We start from the raw sequence: 20,033 nt of genomic DNA, 5'->3' as shown, positions 1-20,033 counted from the left end.
ACCACAGGACGTGGGAATGGGGCGCGCTGAGGCCACAGCGTCGCGAAATCACAAGCAGTCGGGGTTTTGGGTCCCGGCCTTCGCCGGGACGACACCGTGGGTGTGGTGCGCGGCCTACGCGTGCCCGGCGTCGTTCGACAGCATGCCGGCCTCGATGCCGATCTTGCGCAAGGCGCGGGCGTATTTCTCGTCGACGTCGGTGCCGAAGATCAGCTCGGGATCGGCGTCGCAGTGCAGCCAGCCATTGTGCTGGATCTCGTTCTCGAGCTGGCCCGGCGCCCAGCCGGCGTAGCCGAGCGCGAGAATCGCGTGCTTGGGGCCGGCGCCCTTGGCGATCGCTTTCAGGATATCGACGGTCGCGGTCAGCGAGATGCCGTCGTCGATGTTCAGCGTCGCGTCCTGAATGTAGAAGTCGCTGGAATGCAGCACGAAGCCGCGGCCGGTATCGACCGGGCCACCCTTCATCACCTTCATCATCTCGGCATTTTCGGGCAGCTGGATCTGGTCCGACTTCTCGATGATGTCGAGCTGCACCAGCAGTCCGGGGAAATCGATGCTGCCGGCCGGGCGATTGACGATGATGCCCATCGCCCCCTCCGACGAATGCGCGCACATGTAGATCACCGAACGCTCGAAGCGCGGGTCGTTCATGACAGGCATCGCGATCAGCATCTGGCCATCGAGATAGCCGCCGTCTGCGGCATGCGGACCGACGGCCGGGCTTCTGCCGCCGGCGGTCTTGCGAGTCCTGCCTGTTTTGCCTTCAGGGCGCATCCACAAAGGCCTTTCCTGCTGATTTGGCATCCTGATATTGGGTGGCGGTTCTGTCAATCAAGCATCACGCCGCGTGCGGCGATGCATCACAAGCAATTCAATGGTTTGCAACGAAAGTTGCAGGTAAAGACGTCTCATGATCGTCACAGTTCCCCTGCGGGCCGCTTTTGGCGTTGCCGCCACATTGTCCGTCGCATGTATGGCAACTGAGGTGCGCGCCGACGACGCTTCGCCGTGGCAGCAGGACACCCATTCGGCCGTGCGGCTGCTCGCGGGATCGCGCAGCGGCGCGGTGCTGCTCGGCGGCATCGCCTTCCAGTTGCAGGACGGCTGGAAAACCTACTGGCGCACGCCGGGCGATTCCGGCGTGCCGCCGCGGTTCGATTTCTCCAAATCGGACAATGTCGATGCGGTCACGGTGATGTGGCCGGCGCCGCGCCAGTTCGACGACGGCGCCGGCGGCACCTCGCTCGGCTACAAGCATCAGGTGGTGCTGCCGCTGCGCATCGTCGCGAAGAATCCCGACAAGCCGTTGGTGCTGCGCGCCGACATCAGTTACGCGGTGTGCGAGAAGCTGTGCGTGCCGGTGGAAGCGAAAGCCGAGCTTGCGTTCGCGAGCGTCGCCTCGACCGAGGACGCCGCGCTGTCGGAAGCGCTCAACGCGGTGCCGAAGCCCGCCAATATCGGCGATCCCATCCCTGTCACGATCCGCGACGTCAAGCGCGACGGCAACAACGTGCTGGTCGATGTCACCGCGCCGGAAAGCAAGGACCTCAGCCTCTTCGTCGAGGGACCGACGCCGGACTGGGCGCTGCCGGTGCCCAAGCTCGTCGAGCATGCACCGCCGGGCGTGAAGCGCTTCGCCTTCGAGCTCGACGGGTTGCCGCCCGGCGCCAAGGCGGACGGCGCCGCGCTGAAACTGACCCTGGTCGGCGGCGACAAGAGCTATGAATTCAATATCAATTTGAACTGACGCCCACCGTCGTTCCGGCGGAAGCAGGAACCCATACTCCGCGGCCGCAGTGCGAGGCACGCTGCGGGTTAAGCTGTGCGCGTCAACTGTTCCCTGTGGTTATGGGTCCCGGCCTGCGCCGGGACGACGCCTGGGTTGCGAGCATCCGTCACCCAACCCAATCTTAACGATTCGTTGATAGATCGGTGACCATTGCCGCCTTGCGGCGCTTTGGGAATTTTTCCGCCTTGGCTGTGATGGAGACACAATCGGAATCCTCTGCCGCAACCTCTGCGCCATCGGGCCCGGTCGCGCGCCTGCGGGACCTCGTCGCGCGCCTGCTCGGCGGCACCAAGGAGGCGTCGGTCACCAAGCGCCTCGCCGGCATGATCTTCATCATCCGCGTGATCAGCGCCGCCATCGCCTATCTGGCGCAGATCCTTTTGGCGCGCTGGATGAGCGGCTCGGACTACGGCATCTATGTCTATGTCTGGACCTGGGTGCTGCTGCTCGGCAGCACGATGGATTTCGGCATCGCGCCGTCTTCGCAGAAGATCATCCCGGAATATCGCACGCGCGGCGACCTCGCCGCGCTGCGCGGCTTCCTTTCCGGCGGCCGCTGGGTGGTGCTTGCCGCCTCCAGCACCGTGGCGCTGCTGCTCGCCGGCGTGATCCATCTCGCCTCGCCCTGGATCGACCCCAATGCGATCGTGCCGCTCTATATCGGCTGCCTGACCTTGCCGCCGTTCGTGGTCGCCAACACGCAGGACGGCATCTCGCGCGCGCATGACTGGATGCAGCTCGGCCTGATGCCGCAATTCATCGTGCGGCAGGGGCTGATCATCGCGCTGACCGCCGGCGCACTGGCGCTCGGCCTCAATCTCGGCGCCACCGCCGCGATGATCGCGAGCGCAGCCGCCGTCTACATCGCGGCGATCGGCCAGATGATCGTGCTGAACCGCCGCCTCAAAGCCCATCTCGGGCCGGGCGAGAAGACCTACGACCTCAAAGGCTGGTTTAAGATCTCGCTGCCGATCATGCTGGTCGAGAGCTTCTATCTCCTGCTCGGCTACACCGACGTGCTGATGCTGCAGCAATTCCGCTCCTCCGAGGAGGTCGGCATCTATTTCGCAGTGGTGAAGACGCTGGCGCTGGTGTCGTTCGTGCACTACGCGATGTCGGCGACGACGGCGCACCGCTTCGCCGAATACAACGCGCTCGGCGACAAGGATAGGCTGTCGGCCTATGTCGCGCACGCCATCAGCTGGACGTTCTGGCCCTCGCTGCTCGCAACCATCGCCCTGCTCGCCTTCGGCAAGCCGCTGCTGTGGCTGTTCGGCCCGAAGTTCGTCGACGGCTACAGCATCATGTTCGTCGCCGCGATCGGGCTCGTGGTGCGCTCGGCGATCGGCCCGGTGGAGCGGCTGCTGAACATGCTCGGCCACCAGAGTATCTGCGCCACCGCCTATGCGGTATCGTTCCTGATGAATGTTGGGCTCTGCATCGCGCTGGTGCCGCGCTACGGCGGCATGGGCGCGGCGGCCTCGACCTCGCTGTCGCTGACCTTCGAGACGATCCTGCTGTTCGTCGTGGTGCGCTCGCGCCTCGGCCTGCACGTGCTGGCGTTCGGGAAGGCCCGGCCTACGCCGTAGCATTTTGATCGACCGCGGCATATAATACACGGCATGACCGCAGCGGAACTGAAAAACCTGCTCAATCGCGTTCAATCCTGGCCCGAGGCGGCACAGGATGAATTCGTGTCGATCGCAAATCAGATCGAAAGCGAGCTACAGTCCCAAGACTACGTCGCAACTCGAGATGAACTGCGGGTCATCGACGCCGCGATGGCATCGATCGACGCCGGCGAGTGCGCGACCGACGAGGAGATCGCAGGCGCGTTTGCCAAATTTCGCCGCAAATGAAGGTCGTCTTCTCGCGGCAAGCACTGACTGATCTGGACGAAATCGCGACCCACTATTCGACCCATGCCAGCCCGGCAATCGCCGCAGCTGCCGAGCGCCGCTTCCGCGATGTCATTGACCGGGTCTGCCGCGCACCCGAGGCCGCGCCGCGCATCTCGCAGCGCTCCACGGTCCGCGCAATTACCGTCCTGCGCTATCCGTTCCGCATTTTCTATCGGGTGCGCAGCGATACAATCGATATCCTGCACATCAGACATGCGTCCCGAACGCCGTTCTCCCCCGCCGATTTGGACCCTAAAGCGCGATGATATTTGGTTGAATCGTCATCGCGCTTTAGCTCTTTGTTTGAGCATGATCTTTTCGGAACACCGCTTCGCACTTTTCCGGATCATGCTTTAGCTAGTTCGGGCAGCTTTCTACCCTAAAAAGCCGGCCCTGATCCAATCGGGGCCGGCTCTTTGATGCCAGGTCAGTGCCGGCGGATAATTACTCCGCGGTCCAGCCGCCGTCGATCGAGAGGTTGGCGCCGGTGATCTGCGCGGCATCGTCGCCGCACAGGAACAGCGCCAGCGCTGCGACCTGCTCCGAGGTCACGAACTCCTTGGTCGGCTGCGCGGCGAGCAACACGTCCTTGATGACCTGCTCCTTGGTCATGTTACGTGCCTTCATGGTCTCCGGAATCTGGTGCTCGACCAGCGGGGTCCAGACATAGCCCGGCGAGATGCAGTTGCAGGTGATCTTGAATTGTGCGAGCTCGAGCGCCGCGGTCTTGGTCAGGCCGGCGATGCCGTGCTTGGCCGAGACGTAGGCCGACTTGAACGGCGAGGCCACCAGCGAGTGCGCGGACGCCGTGTTGATGATGCGGCCCCAGCCGCGCTTCTTCATGCCGGGCACCGCGGCGCGGATGCCGTAGAACGCCGACGACAGGTTGATCGCGATGATCGCTTCCCACTTCTCGGGCGGGAATTCCTCGATCGGCGACACGAACTGGATGCCGGCATTGTTGACCAGGATGTCGACCGAGCCGAAGGTCTTCTCGCCGAGCGCGATCATGTCGGCGATCTCGGCCGGCTTGGTCATGTCGGCCGGCGAATGCACGGCCTTGACCTTGAAGTCGGTCTCGATGCCGGAGCGTTCCTTCTCGATGTCGGCCGGAACGCCCATGCCGTTGAGAACGATATTGGCGCCGGCGCCTGCGAAGGCGCGCGCATACGCCAATCCGATGCCGCTGGTCGAGCCGGTCACAACGGCGGTCTTGCCTGTCAACGTACCCATTATCGGTCGCTCCTATTTTGCTTGCGGGGGGCTCGATTCAGGGGGCGTGGGTTCGTCCCCCGTGAGGTCGTAAGTCACCATGGTTTCCCCGGACTGTGGCCGTTCTAGCCATTCTTTGTGACGCATCGACAAATGCACGTCGCGCACGCCGGCGCCCCAGTGCTCGACCATCCCGACATGCGAGAAGTCGTAATCCTTCGAAGAGCTCTCGTAGTTCTTGCTCTTGTAGATCAGGTGAACCACCGTGACGGTGTTCTCCTTGGATGCCTTGCGCAGCAATTCGACCGACGGATCGTTCTTCAGGTAATCGGGCAGCTTGCCGATCAGGTCGCGCACCGCCATGCGGGCGTTGTGGATCTGCCGGTTCTTGTCGGTGTTCATCCGCGTCCGGCTCGAATAGCGGATGTCCTTCTCGCGCTCGGCGGCCTCCAGCAGCGTCTCCGGCAGCGGCCCGCGGGCGCTGAACAGGTCGACCTGGAAGATCAGCAGATCGCGGCTGGTCTCCTCGTCGAGCACGAAGTCGAGCGGCGTGTTGGAGGCGATGCCGCCGTCCCAGTAATGCTCGCCCTCGATCACGACGGCGGGAAAGCCCGGCGGCAGGGCGCCGGAGGCCATGATGTGCTCGGGGCCGATTGTCTTGCCGCGCTTCTTGAATTCGTAGTTGTCGAAATAGCAGAAATTGCCCGAGGTGACGCCGACCGCGCCGACCGACAGCCGCGTCTTCAGGTCGTTGATGCGATCGAAATCGACCAGGCGCTCCAGCGTCTTCTTCAGCGGCGCGGTGTCGTAATAGCTCAGCGACTGCGAGCTGCCGGGCGGCCACAGCGGCGCCGGCGGGATCCGCGGCGTGAAGAAGCCGGGCACGCCGAAGGTCGCGATGATGGCGGCAGAGGTCTCGTTGAACAGCGAGCGGGCGCGCTCATGCTTGGAAACCGGATTCCACGGCACCGGCGCCGACACCATCTCCCAGAATTCCTTCAGCCTAGGCACCCGCTTGTCCGGCTCGTTGCCGGCGATGATCGCGGCATTGATGGCGCCGATCGAGATGCCGGCGATCCATTCCGGCTCGAAGCCTGCATGACAGAGCGCCTGAAAGGCGCCGGCCTGGTACGAGCCAAGCGCGCCGCCGCCCTGAAGAACCAGCACCCGCCTCGCTTGCGCGGGCGTCGAGGCCGGCGCGGAATCCGAAGTATCCATTCGTAACCGTTCGCTCAAAAACGACCTGGACCACAACGGTGGCCGCTGTTGGCCGCCGCGTCAATCTGCGAGATGGGAGGGTTAGATCACGCGGAATTTATCGAAATCAGGTTGCCGCCAGAATGAGCGTCCAGAACACCTTGTACTTGGTGTTGGGGGCATAAACGGCCGCGATGCCCATTTTTGTGACACCGCTTTTCAGCATGTTGGCCTTGTGCGGCGGAGAATCGCGCCAGCCGGAAAAGGCTTCCGCGAGCGTGTGATAGCCGGCCGAGATGTTCTCGACCGCCACGGTCGCCGGGTAGCCGCCGGCCTCCAGCCGCTTGCCGAGCGGGGCCTTCACGTCGTGGTCCATCTTGTTGCGGGCGGCCATCGCCTGCGACTGCTGCTCGGCGAGCCTGGTCAGGTCAGGATCGACCACGACGGTGCCGAGACCATTGTTCTGGCGGTACTGGGAAAACAGGATCGCGGCGGCCTGGCTGTCCAGGACGGCGCCGGGCTGCGCCATGTTGAGATACATCGCCGGTTCTTCCGGGATTTTGGTGTCCGCGGCGCAGCCGGCAAGCACCAGAAGCCCGAACAGGGCGACCGTCGTCCGTTTCACTTCAGAAAACCCCCAAGGTTGGCTGGCCGTTGTTGCATACCAACCGTGGCTGAATGGTGAACAGGGGCTAACTTTTGACCACACAAAACGCCGTCATTCCGGGGCGCGAAGCGAACCCGGAACGACGACGGATATGGGGTTCTCCTTCCCGCCGAAAGGGCGAAGGTCGGGATGGGGGGTCAGCCACAGGCGATAGCGGTTATCGTGGAGACAGACCCGCCTTGCTCTGACGAGCAAGGCGACCTCCCCTTTTCAAGGAGAGGTTTGGACCCGCGGCAGCTACTGCGCGGCGAAGATCCGGTAGCGGCGGGGCTGCAGCGAGACGATTTCGCCGGCCTGCAGCTCGCGGTCGCGGGGCGCATCGATCTCGATCACGGTCTTGCCCTCACTGCCGGCCAGGGCGACCTCGGCGCGCTGGATCGGGCCGAACGAGCGGACGTGGCGGATGGCGCCTTCCAGTGCGCCGGTTCCGGCCGGACCGACCGCCATGTCGTGGCGGCGGACGAACAGCTTGGCCGCGCCGGACGCCGCGCCCAGCGCCGGAATGTTCAGCGGACGGCCGTCGAGCCGCACCGCATCGCCGGCCACGTCGACCGGCAGCACGATGGATTCGCCGATGAAGCCGTGCACGAAGGCGGTCGCCGGATTGTCATAGACCTCGCCGGGCGAGCCGATCTGCTCGATCCTGCCCTTGTCCATCACCACGACGCGGTTGGCGACCTCGAGCGCCTCCTCCTGGTCGTGGGTGACGAAGATCGAGGTGACGTGGATCTCGCTGTGCAGCGAGCGCAGCCATTGCCGCAGCTCCTTGCGCACTTTGGCATCGAGCGCGCCGAACGGCTCGTCGAGCAGCAGGATGCGCGGCTCGATCGCGAGCGCGCGCGCCAGCGCGATGCGCTGCCGCTGGCCGCCGGACAGCTGGCTGGGATAGCGGTTGGCGAGCCAGTCGAGCTGCACCAGATCGAGCAGGTTCTTGACGCGTGCGCGGATCGTCGCCTCATCCTTGCGGATCGCGCGCGGCTGCACGCGCAGGCCGAAGGCGACGTTCTCGAACACCGTCATGTGGCGGAACAGCGCGTAGTGCTGGAACACGAAGCCGACCTGACGCTCGCTGGCGCCGCGCGAGAGCGCGTTCTCTCCATCGATCGCGACCTCGCCGGAGTCGGGCCAATCCAGCCCTGCGATGATCCGCAGCAGCGTGGTCTTGCCGGAGCCGGACGGGCCGAGCAGCGCCAGCAGCTCGCCATCGGCAACCTTGAGATCGACATTGTCGAGCGCGGCAAAGCTGCCGAACCGCTTTACGATATTCCTGACTTCAATCGCCATCGGGCACCTCAGCCTCGTCGAGCCGCCGCTCAAGAATAGTTTTCGCCACCAGCGTGATCAGCGCCAGCATCGCGAGCAGCGAGGCGATCGCGAACGACGCGACGAACTGGTATTCGTTGTAGAGAATCTCGACCAGCAGCGGCATCGTGTTGGTCTCGCCGCGGATATGGCCGGAGACGACGGACACCGCGCCGAACTCGCCCATCGCGCGCGCGTTGCAGAGCAGGACGCCGTAGAGCAGGCCCCATTTGATGTTGGGCAGCGTGACGCGGAAGAAGGTTTGCAGGCCCGAGGCGCCGAGCGAGATCGCCGCTTCCTCCTCCTGGGAGCCCTGCTCCTGCATCAGCGGGATCAGCGCGCGCGCCACGAACGGAAAGGTGACGAAGATCGTCGCCAGTGCGATGCCGGGTACCGCGAACAGGATGTGGACGTTGTGCGCCTGCAGCCACGGCCCGAAATAGCCCTGTGCGCCGAACAGCAGCACGAAGACCAGGCCCGAGATGACAGGCGAGATCGAGAACGGCAGGTCGATCAGCGTGATCAGAAAGGTCTTGCCGGTGAACTCGAATTTCGAGATGGCCCAGGCCGCGACCACGCCGAACACGAGGTTGAGCGTGACCGAGATCGCAGCGACCAGCAGCGTCAGCTTGATCGCGGCGAGCGCCTCAGGCTCGGCCAGCGCCGCGAGATAGGCGACGATGCCTTTCGAGAAGGCCGAGGCGAACACGACCACCAGCGGCAGCACGACGAAGATGCTGAGGAAGGCGATCGCCAGCGCGATGATGATGAAGCGGATCGGCCCCGGCTCGGTGCGCGGGTTGCGTCCCGCGGCGACCGGCCCAGCGCGCGCGATATCGAGCTGCGGTGCAGGGGCCGCGACGCTGACATCGGTCGCGGGCGCGTAGCTCCGCAGCTGCGTAGTCGAGGTCGCCAATCCCGTCTGCATCGACATCTCGGACCTCAATGCACGGGAATGCGGGCTTGCGCCCAGCGCTGCAGCCGGTTGATCAGGAAGATGATCAGGAACGAGGCCACCAGCATCACCACCGCGATCGCGGTGGCATCGGCGTAGCGGAATTCGGACAGCCGGATCACGATCAGGAGCGGCGCGATCTCCGAGACGTTGGGCAGATTGCCGGCGATGAAGATCACCGAGCCGTATTCACCGATGGCGCGGGCGAAGGCGAGCGCGAACCCGGTGAGCAGCGCCGGGATCAGGCTCGGCAGGATGACGCGAAACACGGTGTGCCAGCGATTGGCCCCTAAGCTCGCGGCCGCCTCCTCGATCTCGGGATCGAGATCGATCAGCACCGGCTGCACCGTGCGGACCACGAAGGGGATGCCGATGAAGATCATCGCGATGAAGATGCCGATCGGCGTGAACGCGACCTTGATGCCGAGCTCGGCGAGCGGCGCGCCCAGCCAGCCCTTTTGGGCAAACAGCTGCGTCAGCGCCACGCCTGCGACCGCGGTCGGCAAGGCAAACGGAATATCGACGATGGCGTCGAACAGCCGCCGGCCCGGAAAGCGGTAGCGCACCAGCGCCCAGACGATGATGGTGCCCATCACCAGATTGACGCAGGCGGCCGCAAACGAAAGCCCGAACGAAATCTTCAGGGCGTTCAAGGTGCGGCGGCTGGTGACGATGCCCCAGAACTGATCGAGGCTGAGCTCAAACGTCTTGAGGAACAGCGCGGCCAGCGGAATCAGGATGATGACGGAGAGCCATGTCAGGGTCAGTCCCATGGTGAGACCGAACCCCGGCAGGGTACTGCGTCGTGCAACCGCTGTGCTCACATATCCCCCTGTTCGACCCGGGCCATATCTCGATCAGTTCTTGTAGATCTGATCGAAGATGCCGCCCTCGGCGAAGTGCTCCTTCTGCGCCTTGGTCCAACCACCGAAAACGTCGTCGATGGTGAAAAGTTCAACCTTGGCGAAGGATTTTTCGTACTCCTTGGCGATCTCGGGATCGCGCGGCCGGTAGGAGTTGCGCGCGGCGATCTCCTGGCCTTCCTTGGTGTACCAGTACTTCAGATAGGCTTCGGCGACCGCGCGGGTGCCCTTTTGATCGACAACCTTGTCGACCACCGCAACCGGTGGTTCGGCGAGGATCGACTGCGGCGGCGCCACGATCTCGAACTTGTCCGGGCCGAATTCGCGCAACGCCAGGAAGGCTTCGTTCTCCCAGGCGAGCAGCACGTCGCCGACGCCGCGCTCGACGAAGGTCACGGTCGAGCCGCGCGCGCCGGTGTCGAGCACCGGGACGTTCTGGTAGAGGTCGGCGACGAATTTCTTCGCCTTATCGGCCGAGCCGAACTTCTTCTGCGCATAGCCCCAGGCGGCGAGATAGTTCCAGCGCGCACCGCCCGAGGTCTTCGGGTTCGGCGTGATCACGGCGACGCCGGGCTTGATCAGATCGTCCCAATCCTTGATGCCCTTGGGATTGCCCTTGCGCACCAGGAACACGATGGTCGAGGTATAGGGCGAGGCGTTGAGCGGCAGCCGCTTCTGCCAGTCCGCAGCGAGCAGGCCCTTGCCCGCGATCGCATCGATGTCATAGGCCAGCGCCAGCGTGACGACATCGGCCTGCAATCCGTCGATCACCGAGCGCGCCTGCGAGCCCGAGCCGCCGTGCGACTGCTTGATCTCGACGCTCTTGCCGGTATCCTTCTGATAGGCCGCGGCGAACGCCTTGTTGAAATCGACATAGAGCTCGCGCGTCGGATCGTAGGACACGTTGAGCAGCGAATAGTCTGCCGCGAAGGCCGAGCTCGCCCACAACAATCCCGCGACCAGCGGCAGCATACGACGGATCATTTCTGTCTCCATTCAACCTGAGAATGTCAGGGAACACCCAAGACATAACTCACGGTGAAGCGCCCCTAAGTCAACAAAACCGGTTTTCTTTGTTTTCAGCGGCGCAGCGCGCTTGTGCTACGAAGTCGCCACGCTGCGAAGGCTTTGTCGCGTCCCCAAATCGCGATGAAAGATCATCGCGATCGAAGGCATTTTCGAGCATGATCCCCGCGCAAACGCTTCACGTTTGTCGCAGGAAAACCGCTGCGCACTTTCCGAATCAGGCCCTACGACATCTTCATCGTGTGGATGCCGCATTCCGTCTTCGCCCGGCCACGCCAGCGGCCGTCGCGTGCATCCTCGCCGGCAGCGGACCGGCTCGAGCAAGGCATACACCCGACCGACTGATATCCCGATGCGACAAGTGGATGCGGCGGCAGCTTGCCGAGGGTGTAGATCGCCTCGATCTCCTCGCGGGAGACGTTGGCGAACGGATTGAATTTGAGCCTGACGCCATCGTCCTCGACAACCGGGATGTCGGTGCGGGCGCCGCCCTGGAAACGCTTGCGGCCGTTGATCCAGCCGGCGAACGGCTTCAGCGCCCGCGCCAACGGCTCCACTTTGCGGATCCGGCAGCAGGCGTCGGGATCGGTGAACCACAATTCGCGGTCCGGATCCTGGCGCGACAACGCTGCTTCATCCGGCTTGATCGAGCGCACGTCGGTAAGGCCGAGCGTCTCGATCAGCGTATCGCGATAGGCCAGCGTCTCCTCGAACAGCCAGCCGGTATCGAGAAAGACTACAGGGATCGAAGGATCGACGTCCGCCATCACCTTGAGCAGTGCCGCGGACTCGGTGCCGAACGACGACACCAGCGCCAACTTCTCGCGGCCGACTATCCGCAAGGCGGCAGCGATCACCTCGGCGGGCGAAGCCGTGCGTAGCGCGCGATCGAGCACATCGGCTGCGGGCAATGCGGCCGGCGTCGCAGCGAGCTCTGGTGCAAGCGTGCTCACTGGCTCGCGCTCTCCGAGTGACGCAGCTGCATGCGGCGATTGAGTGCGGTGACGCGGCCGTCGCCGGTCGGCTGGTAGAACACCGAATAGCGCTTCATGGTCGCGGCGAACGCATCGGCATCGGCATCTTTCTTGACCTCGAAGGCGTCGAAGCCGGCACGTGTCATGAACACGAACTGGTCGCGTAGAATCTGCCCGATGGCGCGCAGCTCGCGGTCATAGCCATGACGTTCGCGCAGCAGGCGCGCCTGGCTGTAGGCGCGGCCGTCGCGGAAGGTCGGAAACACCAACGCGACCGAAGCGAGACGATCGAGATGCGGCACGAGATCCTCGAGACTGCGGTTGTTCGGCCAGATCACCCCGAGCTTGCCGGAACGGCGCAGCAGCGCCTCGGGATCGGCGAGAAAGCGTTCGGCCGTGACCAGCACCGCGCCGTCACCCGGCAGTTCGGCACCGTCGGCGACACGCACGAACGGATCGGTCGTGATTCTTCCCTGCTTAACGAGTGGCATAGACGCGCTCCCTGATCGGCTCGACACCCAGACGCTTCACCGTGTCGACGAACAATTCCTCGGGACGGTCGCGCAGCGCGAGATAGGCTTCGACAATGTCTTCGATCACGTCGGCGACTTCCGCATAGGGAACGGCCGGGCCAATCAAGGTACCCAACTGCGCGTTCTCGTCGGCGCGGCCGCCGATCGTGATCTGGTAGAATTCCTCACCATTCTTCTCGACGCCGAGAATGCCGATGTGGCCGACATGGTGATGGCCGCAGGCATTGATGCAGCCGGAGATATTGATGTGCAGCCGGCCGATCAGGTCGGCGGTGTCGTGGTTGGCGAAACGCCGCGTCAGCTCCTGCGCGATCGGGATCGAGCGCGCATTGGCCAGCGAGCAGTAATCCAGCCCCGGGCAGGCGATGATGTCGGTCACCAGATTGACGTTCGGCGTCGCGAGCCCAAGCCGGTCGAGCGCCTTGAACAGCGCCGGCAGGTCGCGCTTGGCGACATGCGGCAGCGCCAGGTTCTGCTCGTGGCCGACGCGGATCTCTCCGAACGAATATTTGTCGGCGAGGTCGGCGACCGCATCCATCTGCTCGGCGGTGGCATCGCCCGGAGGGCCGCCGACCGGCTTCAGCGACAGCACCACGATCGAATAGCCCTGCACCTTGTGCGGAAATACCGAGTTCTTGCGCCAGCGCTCGAACAGCGGATCATTCGCGGCCTGCTTCAGCTCGTCCGGCATGTGCGGCAGCTTTTCGTAAGCCGGATAGGAGAAGCGCGAGCGGACCTCCTCGATGGCGGCGTGGTCGAGCGTCAGCCCGACATCGCCCATCGCCTTCCATTCCTCGTCGACTTCCTTGGCGAATTTCTCGATGCCGAGCTCGTGCACCAGGATCTTGATCCGCGCCTTGTAGATGTTGTCGCGGCGGCCGTACTGGTTGTAGACCCGCAGGATCGCCTCGATGTAGCTCAGGATATCGCGGCCGGAAACGAACGGCTTGATGGTCTTGGCGATGAACGGCGTGCGGCCGAGACCGCCGCCGACCAGCACCTCGAAGCCGGTCTCGCCGTCGGCATTCTTGTGCAGGCGCAAGCCGATGTCGTGGACCTTGATCGCCGCGCGGTCGTGCTCGGACGCGGTGATCGCGATCTTGAACTTGCGCGGCAGGAACGAGAATTCCGGATGCAGCGTGGTGTGCTGGCGGATGATCTCCGACCAGATCCGCGGATCCTCGATCTCACCCGGCGCGACCCCGGCCCACTGGTCCGAGGTGACGTTGCGCATGTTGTTGCCGGAGGTCTGCATCGCGTGGATGCCGACCTCGGCGAGATCGGCCAGCGCGTCCGGCAGCTCGGCGAGCTTGATCCAGTTGAACTGGATGTTCTGCCGGGTGGTGAAGTGGCCGTAGCCGCGGTCGTAGCGGCGCGCGACATGGGCGAGCCGGCGCAGCTGCTTCGACGACAGCGTGCCGTAGGGGATCGCGACCCGGAACATGTAGGCGTGCAGCTGCAGATACACGCCGTTCTGCAGGCGCAGGATCTTGAATTCATCCTCGGTGAGCTCGCCGGAAAGGCGGCGCTTCACCTGGTCGCGGAATTCCGAAACACGCTCGTTGATCAGCGTGCGGTCGAGTTCGTCATAAGCATACATGTTCGATAAGCCTTAACGCGGCGCGCCTTACGCGGGAACCTGGAGATCGATGGTGACGCCCTTGGCGCGGATATGTTCGCGGAGATTGCCGGGCTTGACCTTGCCGCCGTCCTTCAGCTCGACCGGTGCAATGTAGGGACCCACCGCGCCGACGTCGTCGGCGGTGGCTTCGGCCAGCAGCGCGCGGGCCTCGTCGGACGTGGTCACGATCGCGGAGTCGGCGAGTTCGGTGGACCAGCCCTGCTTGGCGGTTCGGTACACCACGGCACCGTCCCAGGTCCGGTTGGCGGTGACCATCGAGGGGCCCGTGATCTTGATTTTCTTCTGTTCAAGCGGAGAGGTCATTCGGCAGCTTTCAGCAGTTCGGAGAACATCTGGTTGGAGAACAGTTGGGTGACGTTGGATCGGCTCCACGGCGCGGAATGCGCGACCACATCGCCGATGATGAGGACGGCGGGACCGCCGTCGACCTGTTTGACGAGTTCTGGCAGCCGCGCCAACGTGCCGACGGCAGCCTTGGCGTCGGGCCGCGTCACGCGCGCGAACACGCCGACCGGCGTCTCCGGCGAGCGGCCGGCGGCGAGCAGGCCTTCGCGGATCGCGGGCGCGGCGGTCATGCCCATATAGACCACGACGGTCATCTTGGTGTCGGTCAGCACGGACCAGTCGACGACCTCGGCATCGCGCGCCTTGTGCGCGGTCAGGAAGGTGATGCGCAGCGCCTCGTGCCGGAAGGTCAGCGGCACCTCGAATTGCGCGGCTGCGCCGAGACCGGCGGAGACGCCAGGAATAATCGAGTAGGCGACGCCGGCGTCGCGCAGCGCTTCGACTTCCTCGCCGCCGCGGCCGAAGATAAAGGGATCGCCGCCCTTCAGCCGCACCGCGCGCTGCCCCGACTGCGCCGCCTCGATGATCAGGCGGTTGGTGGCGTCCTGGCCGATGCCGGGCTTGCCGACACGGCGACCGACCGGAATCCGCGCGGCATCGCGCCTGACGCGGTCCAGAATTTCAACTGACACCAATTCGTCATAGAACACGACGTCGGCATCCTGCAGCGCGCGCAGCGCTTTCACTGTCAGCAGATCCGGATCGCCGGGACCGGCGCCGACCAGCGTCACATGACCGACAGCCTTGCCTTCCGTATCGGCGCCAGCAAATGCGGCAGGATCTTCGATCGCCTTCAGCGCCTGCTCGGCATCATCGTTGCGGCCGGCCAGCACCAGCGCACCGATCGGACCGTCAATGATGCGCTCCCAGAAGCGGCGGCGCAGCGGAAACTCGTCGATGCGGGCATGCATTGATTTGCGGACGCGGCCGATGAAGCCGGCGAGATCGCCGATCCGTGCCGGCAGCGCCGCCTCGATCTTCTCGCGGATGCGGCGAGCCACCACCGGCGACGTGCCGCCAGTGCCGACCGCGACCACCACATCACCGCGATCGACGATCGCCGGCATGATGAAGGTGGAGTGCACAAGGTCGTCCATCACGTTGACCGGCAGGCCGACCGCTCTCGCGCGCACCGACATCGGAACGCCGATGTCGCCTGCCCCCGCACAGAGAATCGCAATGACGTCAGAGAGATCGGCCGCAAGCGGATCTCCCTCGGCACGTTCGATGCGGGCAGCGTCCTCCACCGCGATGCCGGCGAGATCATGATCGCCGTCGGTCGCATACCAACGGACCCGCGCGCCTGCTGCTGCAAGCAGCCGCAACTTGGCGCGCACAAGCTCGCCGGCGCCAATCAGGAGCACCTTGCCGCTTTGGAGGTCCAGAAATACGGGCAGGTATCGCATCAGTTACTCGCTTCCCCAACTTAGGGGTTGACTGAAATTATTTTCTATTTATCTGTCGATCAAGGCCGAAAAATAGAAAATTATTTCTTCTATATTGCGGCGCAACTGTAGAATTTTCACCTCCGCAAGCCAAGGCCGATAGATGCATCTTCTCGACAATGAATCCGGCGTGGACAGGCTGCCGCAAACAAGCGCTGCCGCAGGCTCTATTAAAGCATCTTCCGTGCCGGAACCTGATCGGGCACCCTCGTCGATGGACCATCTCGACGAGCTGGAAGCCCAGAGCATCTACATCCTGCGCGAGGCGTTCGCCCGGCTGAAGAAGCTGGCGCTGCTGTGGTCGCTCGGCAAAGATTCCAACGTGATGATCTGGCTGGCGCGCAAGGCGTTTTTCGGCCGCGTTCCGTTCCCGGCAATGCATGTCGATACGGGTAAGAAGTTTCCCGAGATGTATGCGTTCCGCGACCGTTTCGCGAAGGAATGGGACCTCGACCTCCGCGTCGAGCCCTGCCCGCCGATCGACAGCGTCGACCCGACCCTGCCGCCGGCCGCACGTTCCGCCGCGCGCAAGACCGAGGGTCTGAAGCTTGCACTTAATAAGTATGGCTTCGACGGGCTGATCGCCGGCATCCGCCGCGACGAAGAGGCGACCCGCGCCAAGGAACGCGTGTTCTCGCCGCGCGGCACCGAAGGCGAATGGGACGTCCGCGACCAGCCGCCGGAGTTCTGGGATCACTTCAACGCCTCGCCGCCGCAAGGCGCGCATCTGCGCATCCATCCGATCCTGCATTGGACCGAGGCCGACATCTGGGCCTACACCAAGCGCGAAGGCATTCCGATCATCCCGCTCTATCTCGCCAAGGACGGCAAGCGTTACCGCTCGCTGGGGGATCAGGACATCACCAACCCGGTTGCATCCACCGCATCCAACATCGACGAGATCCTCGCCGAGCTCGACGCCACCAAGATCCCGGAGCGCGCCGGCCGCGCGCTCGATCACGAAACCGAGGATGCGTTCGAGCGGCTGCGCGTCGCCGGCTATCTCTGATCCCCGTCTGGCTTGAGTGCTTTGATGAACATGATCCTTCCCTCCGCTTCGATCTCGGCGACCCCCAACGGCACCACCCGTCCCCAGGTGCGCATCGTCATCGTCGGCCATGTCGACCACGGCAAGTCCACTTTGGTCGGCCGACTGCTGCACGAGACCGGCAGCCTGCCGGACGGCAAGCTGGAGATGCTGAAGGCGGTCAGCGCGCGGCGCGGCATGCCGTTCGAATGGTCGTTCCTGCTCGACGCGCTGCAGACCGAGCGCGACCAGGGCATCACCATCGACACCACCCAGATCCGCTTCCGCACCCGCTCGCGCGACGTCGTGCTGATCGACGCGCCGGGCCACGCCGAGTTCTTGCGCAACATGATCACCGGCGCCTCGCAGGCCGATGGCGCGGTGTTGATCATCGACGCGCTCGAAGGCGTCCGCTCGCAGACCCGCCGGCACGGCTATCTCTTGCACCTGCTCGGCGTGAAGCAGGTCGCGGTGGTCGTCAACAAGATGGACCGGGTCGATTTCAGCGCTGCGCGATTCAACGAGATCAGTGCGGAAATTTCGGCGCATCTGATCGGCCTCGGCGTGACGCCGACCGCAGTTGTCCCGATCTCCGCGCGCGATGGCGACGGCGTCGCCGAGCACACCCCGCGGATCGAATGGTACAACGGACCGACCGTGGTCGAGGCGCTGGACGCGCTCGAGCCGGCAAGGCCGCTGGCGGAGCTGCCGCTGCGGCTGCCGGTGCAGGCGATCTACAAGTTCGACGACCGCCGCATCGTGGCGGGCCGCGTCGAGTCCGGCAGCCTGAAGGCCGGCGACGAGATCGTCATCATGCCGACCGGCAAGATCGCGAAGATCAAGACGGTCGAGAGCTGGCCGGTGACGCCGGTCGGAGGCCCGCAAGGCGCCGGCCGCTCGGTCGGCATTACGCTCGACCGCGAATTGTTCCTCGAGCGCGGCGACATCATCGGGCATTCCGGGCAGAGCCCGCGCGACACCCGCCGCATCCGCGCCCGGATCTTCTGGCTGCACGACAAGCCGCTGACCAAGGGCGAGCAGATCCTGATCCGGCTCGGCACCAAGGAAAGCCGCGCCACCGTGGTCGCGATCGAGAAGGCGATCGATCCCGGCGCACTGTCCAACGAAGAGAACTCAGCGATCGCGCGCAACCATGTCGGCGAGATCGACATCTCGCTGGCGCAGCCGGTTGCGACCGATCCCTACACCGACAATCCCCGCACCGGCCGCCTCGTGATCGAGGTCAACGGCCGCATCGCCGGCGGCGGCCTCGTGCTGTCGGTCGACACCGGCCGCCCTGCAGTGCCGATCGATATCGTGCCGGTGGAGTCTGCGCTGCGGCCCGACGAGCGCTCGGCGCGCTACCACCACAATGGCGCGGTGGTCTGGCTGACCGGCCTGCCCGGCTCCGGCAAATCGACGCTGGCGCGGGCGCTGGAGCGGCGCCTGTTCAGCAACGGCGGCTCGCCGATTCTGCTCGATGGCGACACCTTCCGCGCCGGGCTCAACAGCGACCTCGGCTTCTCGCCGCAGGATCGCACCGAGAACATCCGCCGCCTCGCCGAGGTCGCGACCCATCTGGCGCGCAACGGCCATATCGCGATCGTCGCCGCGGTGTCGCCGTCGGCGGCCGACCGCGCAGCCGCGCGCCGTATCGCCGACAGCGCATTCCGCGAAGTCTATGTCGCGACCCCGGCCGAGGTTTGCGAGACCCGCGATCCCAAGGGCCATTACGCCAAGGCGCGCGCCGGCGGATTGCCGTCGTTCACCGGCATCACCAACGACTACCAGGCGCCGGCCGGCAATGAACTGACCATCGACACCTCGAACCGCTCGGTCAGCGATGCGACCGACGAGATCGAGCGGATGCTGGCCGCGACCGGCATCCTGTTCGACGAGCCGGCCGACCTCGCGGCGAATATCTGATCTTGCTCACCTGTCATCGCCCGGCTCGACCGGGCGATCCAGTATTCCAGAGACAGCAATTGTCGAGCCGATAGGCCCCGGCGTACTGGATGCCCCGCTTGAAGCGGGGCATGACGGCGGTGTGAGAGACGAGCGGCGCGCTGTCATTCGACCGCTCCGCGCGCAGCTATTCCGCCGCCGCGCGGCGGCTTCCGGCCGCGTGCCGCACCATCCCCGGCGATTGCCCGGTGATGCGCTTGAACGCGCGGCTGAAGGCCGCCTGTGACGCATAGCCCAGCCGTTGCGCGATCACGTCGATCGGCTGCCGCTCATGCTCGATCCATTGTGACGCCAGCCGCATACGCAACTCGGCGAGATAGCGCGCGGGCGATAGCCCGGTCATCGACTGGAAGCGGTCGGCGAACAGCGAGCGCGAGCAGCCCGCCTCCGCCGCCAATTCGGCGACCGTCCAGTTGCGGCCGGGCGCGCGATGCAGCGCACCGATCGCGCGGCCGAGACGCGGATCACGCAAGGCCTCGAACCAGCCCATGGCGTTGTCGCCGCCGCATTCGACCCAGCCGCGCACGATCGATGCGGCAAGAACGTCGGCGAGCCGCGCCATCACACCGACCGAGCCGGCCCGCGGCGTGCAGGTCTCCCGCTCCATGGCCTTCAGCATCGGTTCGATTTCCGGCTGGCGCGCCAGCAACGTATCGGCCCGCATCACTTCCGGCATCAGGGCGATCAGCGGACGCATCCCGCCAAGATCGAAATTCATGCAGGCGCTGAACACCAGGACCTGATCGTCCTGCGGGCATCCTTCAGGACAGGCCGACGTCACATCGACGTTGCCGCAGAGCGTCTCGGTCGCGAAACGCTCGACGTCGCAACTCGGCTCGTCAGGGGCCGAGACGAGATCATGCGCGCCGCCGCGCGGCAGGAAAATCGCGTCACCGCATCCGAGGGGATGCAAGGTCGCATCGGCGTAGCGCAGCAGCGCCGTGCCATGGGCGACGAAGTGGAATTGCGCGCGTCCATACGGCGTCTCGAACCGAAACCCGAACGGCGCCCGCGTCTCGACCCGACGGTAGTGAACACCCTCGAGCCGCATGCCGAGCAGCAATTCGCTCACCAGATCGACGGCGGCGTCGGTCGTATCGGCGGCGGACGATCTGGACGAATGATCAAACATTAGCGCGAATCTGGCATAGATTGTCCAAAACCTCCAGCCTATGTCTGCGGCGCTGCAA

20 protein-coding genes are annotated in these 20,033 nt (G+C 64.8%); 6 read left to right on the top strand and 14 right to left on the bottom strand.

Annotated elements, in window-relative coordinates; genetic code table 11:
- Positions 1-114: 114 nt before the first annotated feature.
- Positions 115-774 carry a YqgE/AlgH family protein gene (locus JQ507_02910; protein ID QRI70505.1) on the bottom strand — a complete coding sequence of 220 codons (660 nt, stop codon included), beginning with the start codon at positions 772-774 and terminating at the stop codon, positions 115-117.
- Positions 775-910: 136 nt separating this feature from the next.
- On the opposite strand from JQ507_02910, the gene JQ507_02905 reads away from it, so the two are divergent.
- The 4 genes from JQ507_02905 to JQ507_02890 all read left to right on the top strand — a co-directional run bounded on the left by JQ507_02905 (position 911) and on the right by JQ507_02890 (position 3,956).
- Positions 911-1,747: a cytochrome C biogenesis protein gene (locus tag JQ507_02905; protein QRI70504.1), complete on the top strand. Its 837-nt coding sequence runs from the start codon at positions 911-913 to the stop codon at positions 1,745-1,747.
- 236 nt (positions 1,748-1,983) lie between these two features.
- Positions 1,984-3,378, top strand: a complete 1,395-nt coding sequence (locus tag JQ507_02900; GenBank protein QRI73154.1) for an oligosaccharide flippase family protein — start codon at positions 1,984-1,986, stop codon at positions 3,376-3,378.
- Positions 3,379-3,411: 33 nt separating this feature from the next.
- Positions 3,412-3,648 carry a hypothetical protein gene (locus tag JQ507_02895; protein ID QRI70503.1) on the top strand — a complete coding sequence of 79 codons (237 nt, stop codon included), beginning with the start codon at positions 3,412-3,414 and terminating at the stop codon, positions 3,646-3,648.
- Entirely contained in the window at positions 3,645-3,956 is a 312-nt protein-coding gene (locus JQ507_02890) for a type II toxin-antitoxin system RelE/ParE family toxin (protein QRI70502.1), read from the top strand. Before JQ507_02895 ends, JQ507_02890 begins: the two co-directional genes overlap by 4 nt.
- 178 nt (positions 3,957-4,134) lie before the next feature.
- On the opposite strand, the gene JQ507_02885 is transcribed toward JQ507_02890, so the two are convergent.
- From JQ507_02885 to cobA, 12 genes are all read right to left on the bottom strand, one after another.
- Positions 4,135-4,923 carry a 3-hydroxybutyrate dehydrogenase gene (locus JQ507_02885; GenBank protein QRI70501.1) on the bottom strand — a complete coding sequence of 263 codons (789 nt, stop codon included), beginning with the start codon at positions 4,921-4,923 and terminating at the stop codon, positions 4,135-4,137.
- A 12-nt stretch (positions 4,924-4,935) separates the two neighbouring features.
- Positions 4,936-6,120: a DUF3734 domain-containing protein gene (locus tag JQ507_02880; protein ID QRI70500.1), complete on the bottom strand. Its 1,185-nt coding sequence runs from the start codon at positions 6,118-6,120 to the stop codon at positions 4,936-4,938.
- Positions 6,121-6,226: 106 nt separating this feature from the next.
- Complete coding sequence (locus JQ507_02875; GenBank protein QRI70499.1) at positions 6,227-6,724, bottom strand: CAP domain-containing protein; 498 nt, start codon at positions 6,722-6,724, stop codon at positions 6,227-6,229.
- A 279-nt stretch (positions 6,725-7,003) separates the two neighbouring features.
- Positions 7,004-8,050: a sulfate ABC transporter ATP-binding protein gene (locus JQ507_02870; GenBank protein ID QRI70498.1), complete on the bottom strand. Its 1,047-nt coding sequence runs from the start codon at positions 8,048-8,050 to the stop codon at positions 7,004-7,006.
- Positions 8,040-8,903, bottom strand: a complete 864-nt coding sequence (gene cysW, locus JQ507_02865; GenBank protein QRI73153.1) for a sulfate ABC transporter permease subunit CysW — start codon at positions 8,901-8,903, stop codon at positions 8,040-8,042. Before cysW ends, JQ507_02870 begins: the two co-directional genes overlap by 11 nt.
- A 107-nt stretch (positions 8,904-9,010) precedes the next feature.
- Positions 9,011-9,817 (bottom strand): sulfate ABC transporter permease subunit CysT, encoded by an 807-nt coding sequence (cysT, locus tag JQ507_02860; GenBank protein ID QRI73152.1) that lies wholly within the window; start codon positions 9,815-9,817, stop codon positions 9,011-9,013.
- 63 nt (positions 9,818-9,880) lie between these two features.
- Positions 9,881-10,870 carry a sulfate ABC transporter substrate-binding protein gene (locus JQ507_02855; protein ID QRI70497.1) on the bottom strand — a complete coding sequence of 330 codons (990 nt, stop codon included), beginning with the start codon at positions 10,868-10,870 and terminating at the stop codon, positions 9,881-9,883.
- Between the two features lie 266 nt (positions 10,871-11,136).
- Entirely contained in the window at positions 11,137-11,865 is a 729-nt protein-coding gene (locus JQ507_02850) for a phosphoadenylyl-sulfate reductase (GenBank protein ID QRI70496.1), read from the bottom strand.
- Complete coding sequence (locus JQ507_02845; protein QRI70495.1) at positions 11,862-12,377, bottom strand: DUF934 domain-containing protein; 516 nt, start codon at positions 12,375-12,377, stop codon at positions 11,862-11,864. Before JQ507_02845 ends, JQ507_02850 begins: the two co-directional genes overlap by 4 nt.
- Positions 12,364-14,019 carry a nitrite/sulfite reductase gene (locus tag JQ507_02840; GenBank protein ID QRI70494.1) on the bottom strand — a complete coding sequence of 552 codons (1,656 nt, stop codon included), beginning with the start codon at positions 14,017-14,019 and terminating at the stop codon, positions 12,364-12,366. The genes JQ507_02845 and JQ507_02840 overlap by 14 nt, the downstream gene beginning before the upstream one ends.
- Before the next feature lie 27 nt (positions 14,020-14,046).
- Complete coding sequence (locus JQ507_02835; protein QRI70493.1) at positions 14,047-14,364, bottom strand: DUF2849 domain-containing protein; 318 nt, start codon at positions 14,362-14,364, stop codon at positions 14,047-14,049.
- Positions 14,361-15,812, bottom strand: a complete 1,452-nt coding sequence (gene cobA / locus JQ507_02830) for a uroporphyrinogen-III C-methyltransferase (protein ID QRI70492.1) — start codon at positions 15,810-15,812, stop codon at positions 14,361-14,363. Before cobA ends, JQ507_02835 begins: the two co-directional genes overlap by 4 nt.
- Before the next feature lie 253 nt (positions 15,813-16,065).
- Here cobA and JQ507_02825 point away from each other — a divergent pair, with 253 nt between their 5' ends.
- Positions 16,066-16,860 carry a sulfate adenylyltransferase subunit 2 gene (locus JQ507_02825; GenBank protein ID QRI70491.1) on the top strand — a complete coding sequence of 265 codons (795 nt, stop codon included), beginning with the start codon at positions 16,066-16,068 and terminating at the stop codon, positions 16,858-16,860.
- A 24-nt stretch (positions 16,861-16,884) separates the two neighbouring features.
- Positions 16,885-18,804: an adenylyl-sulfate kinase gene (cysC, locus tag JQ507_02820; protein QRI70490.1), complete on the top strand. Its 1,920-nt coding sequence runs from the start codon at positions 16,885-16,887 to the stop codon at positions 18,802-18,804.
- Between the two features lie 166 nt (positions 18,805-18,970).
- Here cysC and JQ507_02815 read toward each other — a convergent pair whose 3' ends face one another.
- A complete protein-coding gene (locus JQ507_02815; GenBank protein ID QRI70489.1) occupies positions 18,971-19,975 on the bottom strand; it encodes an AraC family transcriptional regulator in 1,005 nt (334 codons plus the stop codon).
- Between the last annotated feature and the right edge of the window lie 58 nt (positions 19,976-20,033).

The organism is Bradyrhizobium sp. PSBB068 (genome assembly GCA_016839165.1).
Classification (GTDB): domain Bacteria; phylum Pseudomonadota; class Alphaproteobacteria; order Rhizobiales; family Xanthobacteraceae; genus Bradyrhizobium.
The sequence above is the reverse complement of the archived record's forward strand: the minus strand, read 5'-3'. Positions and strand labels throughout refer to the sequence as shown.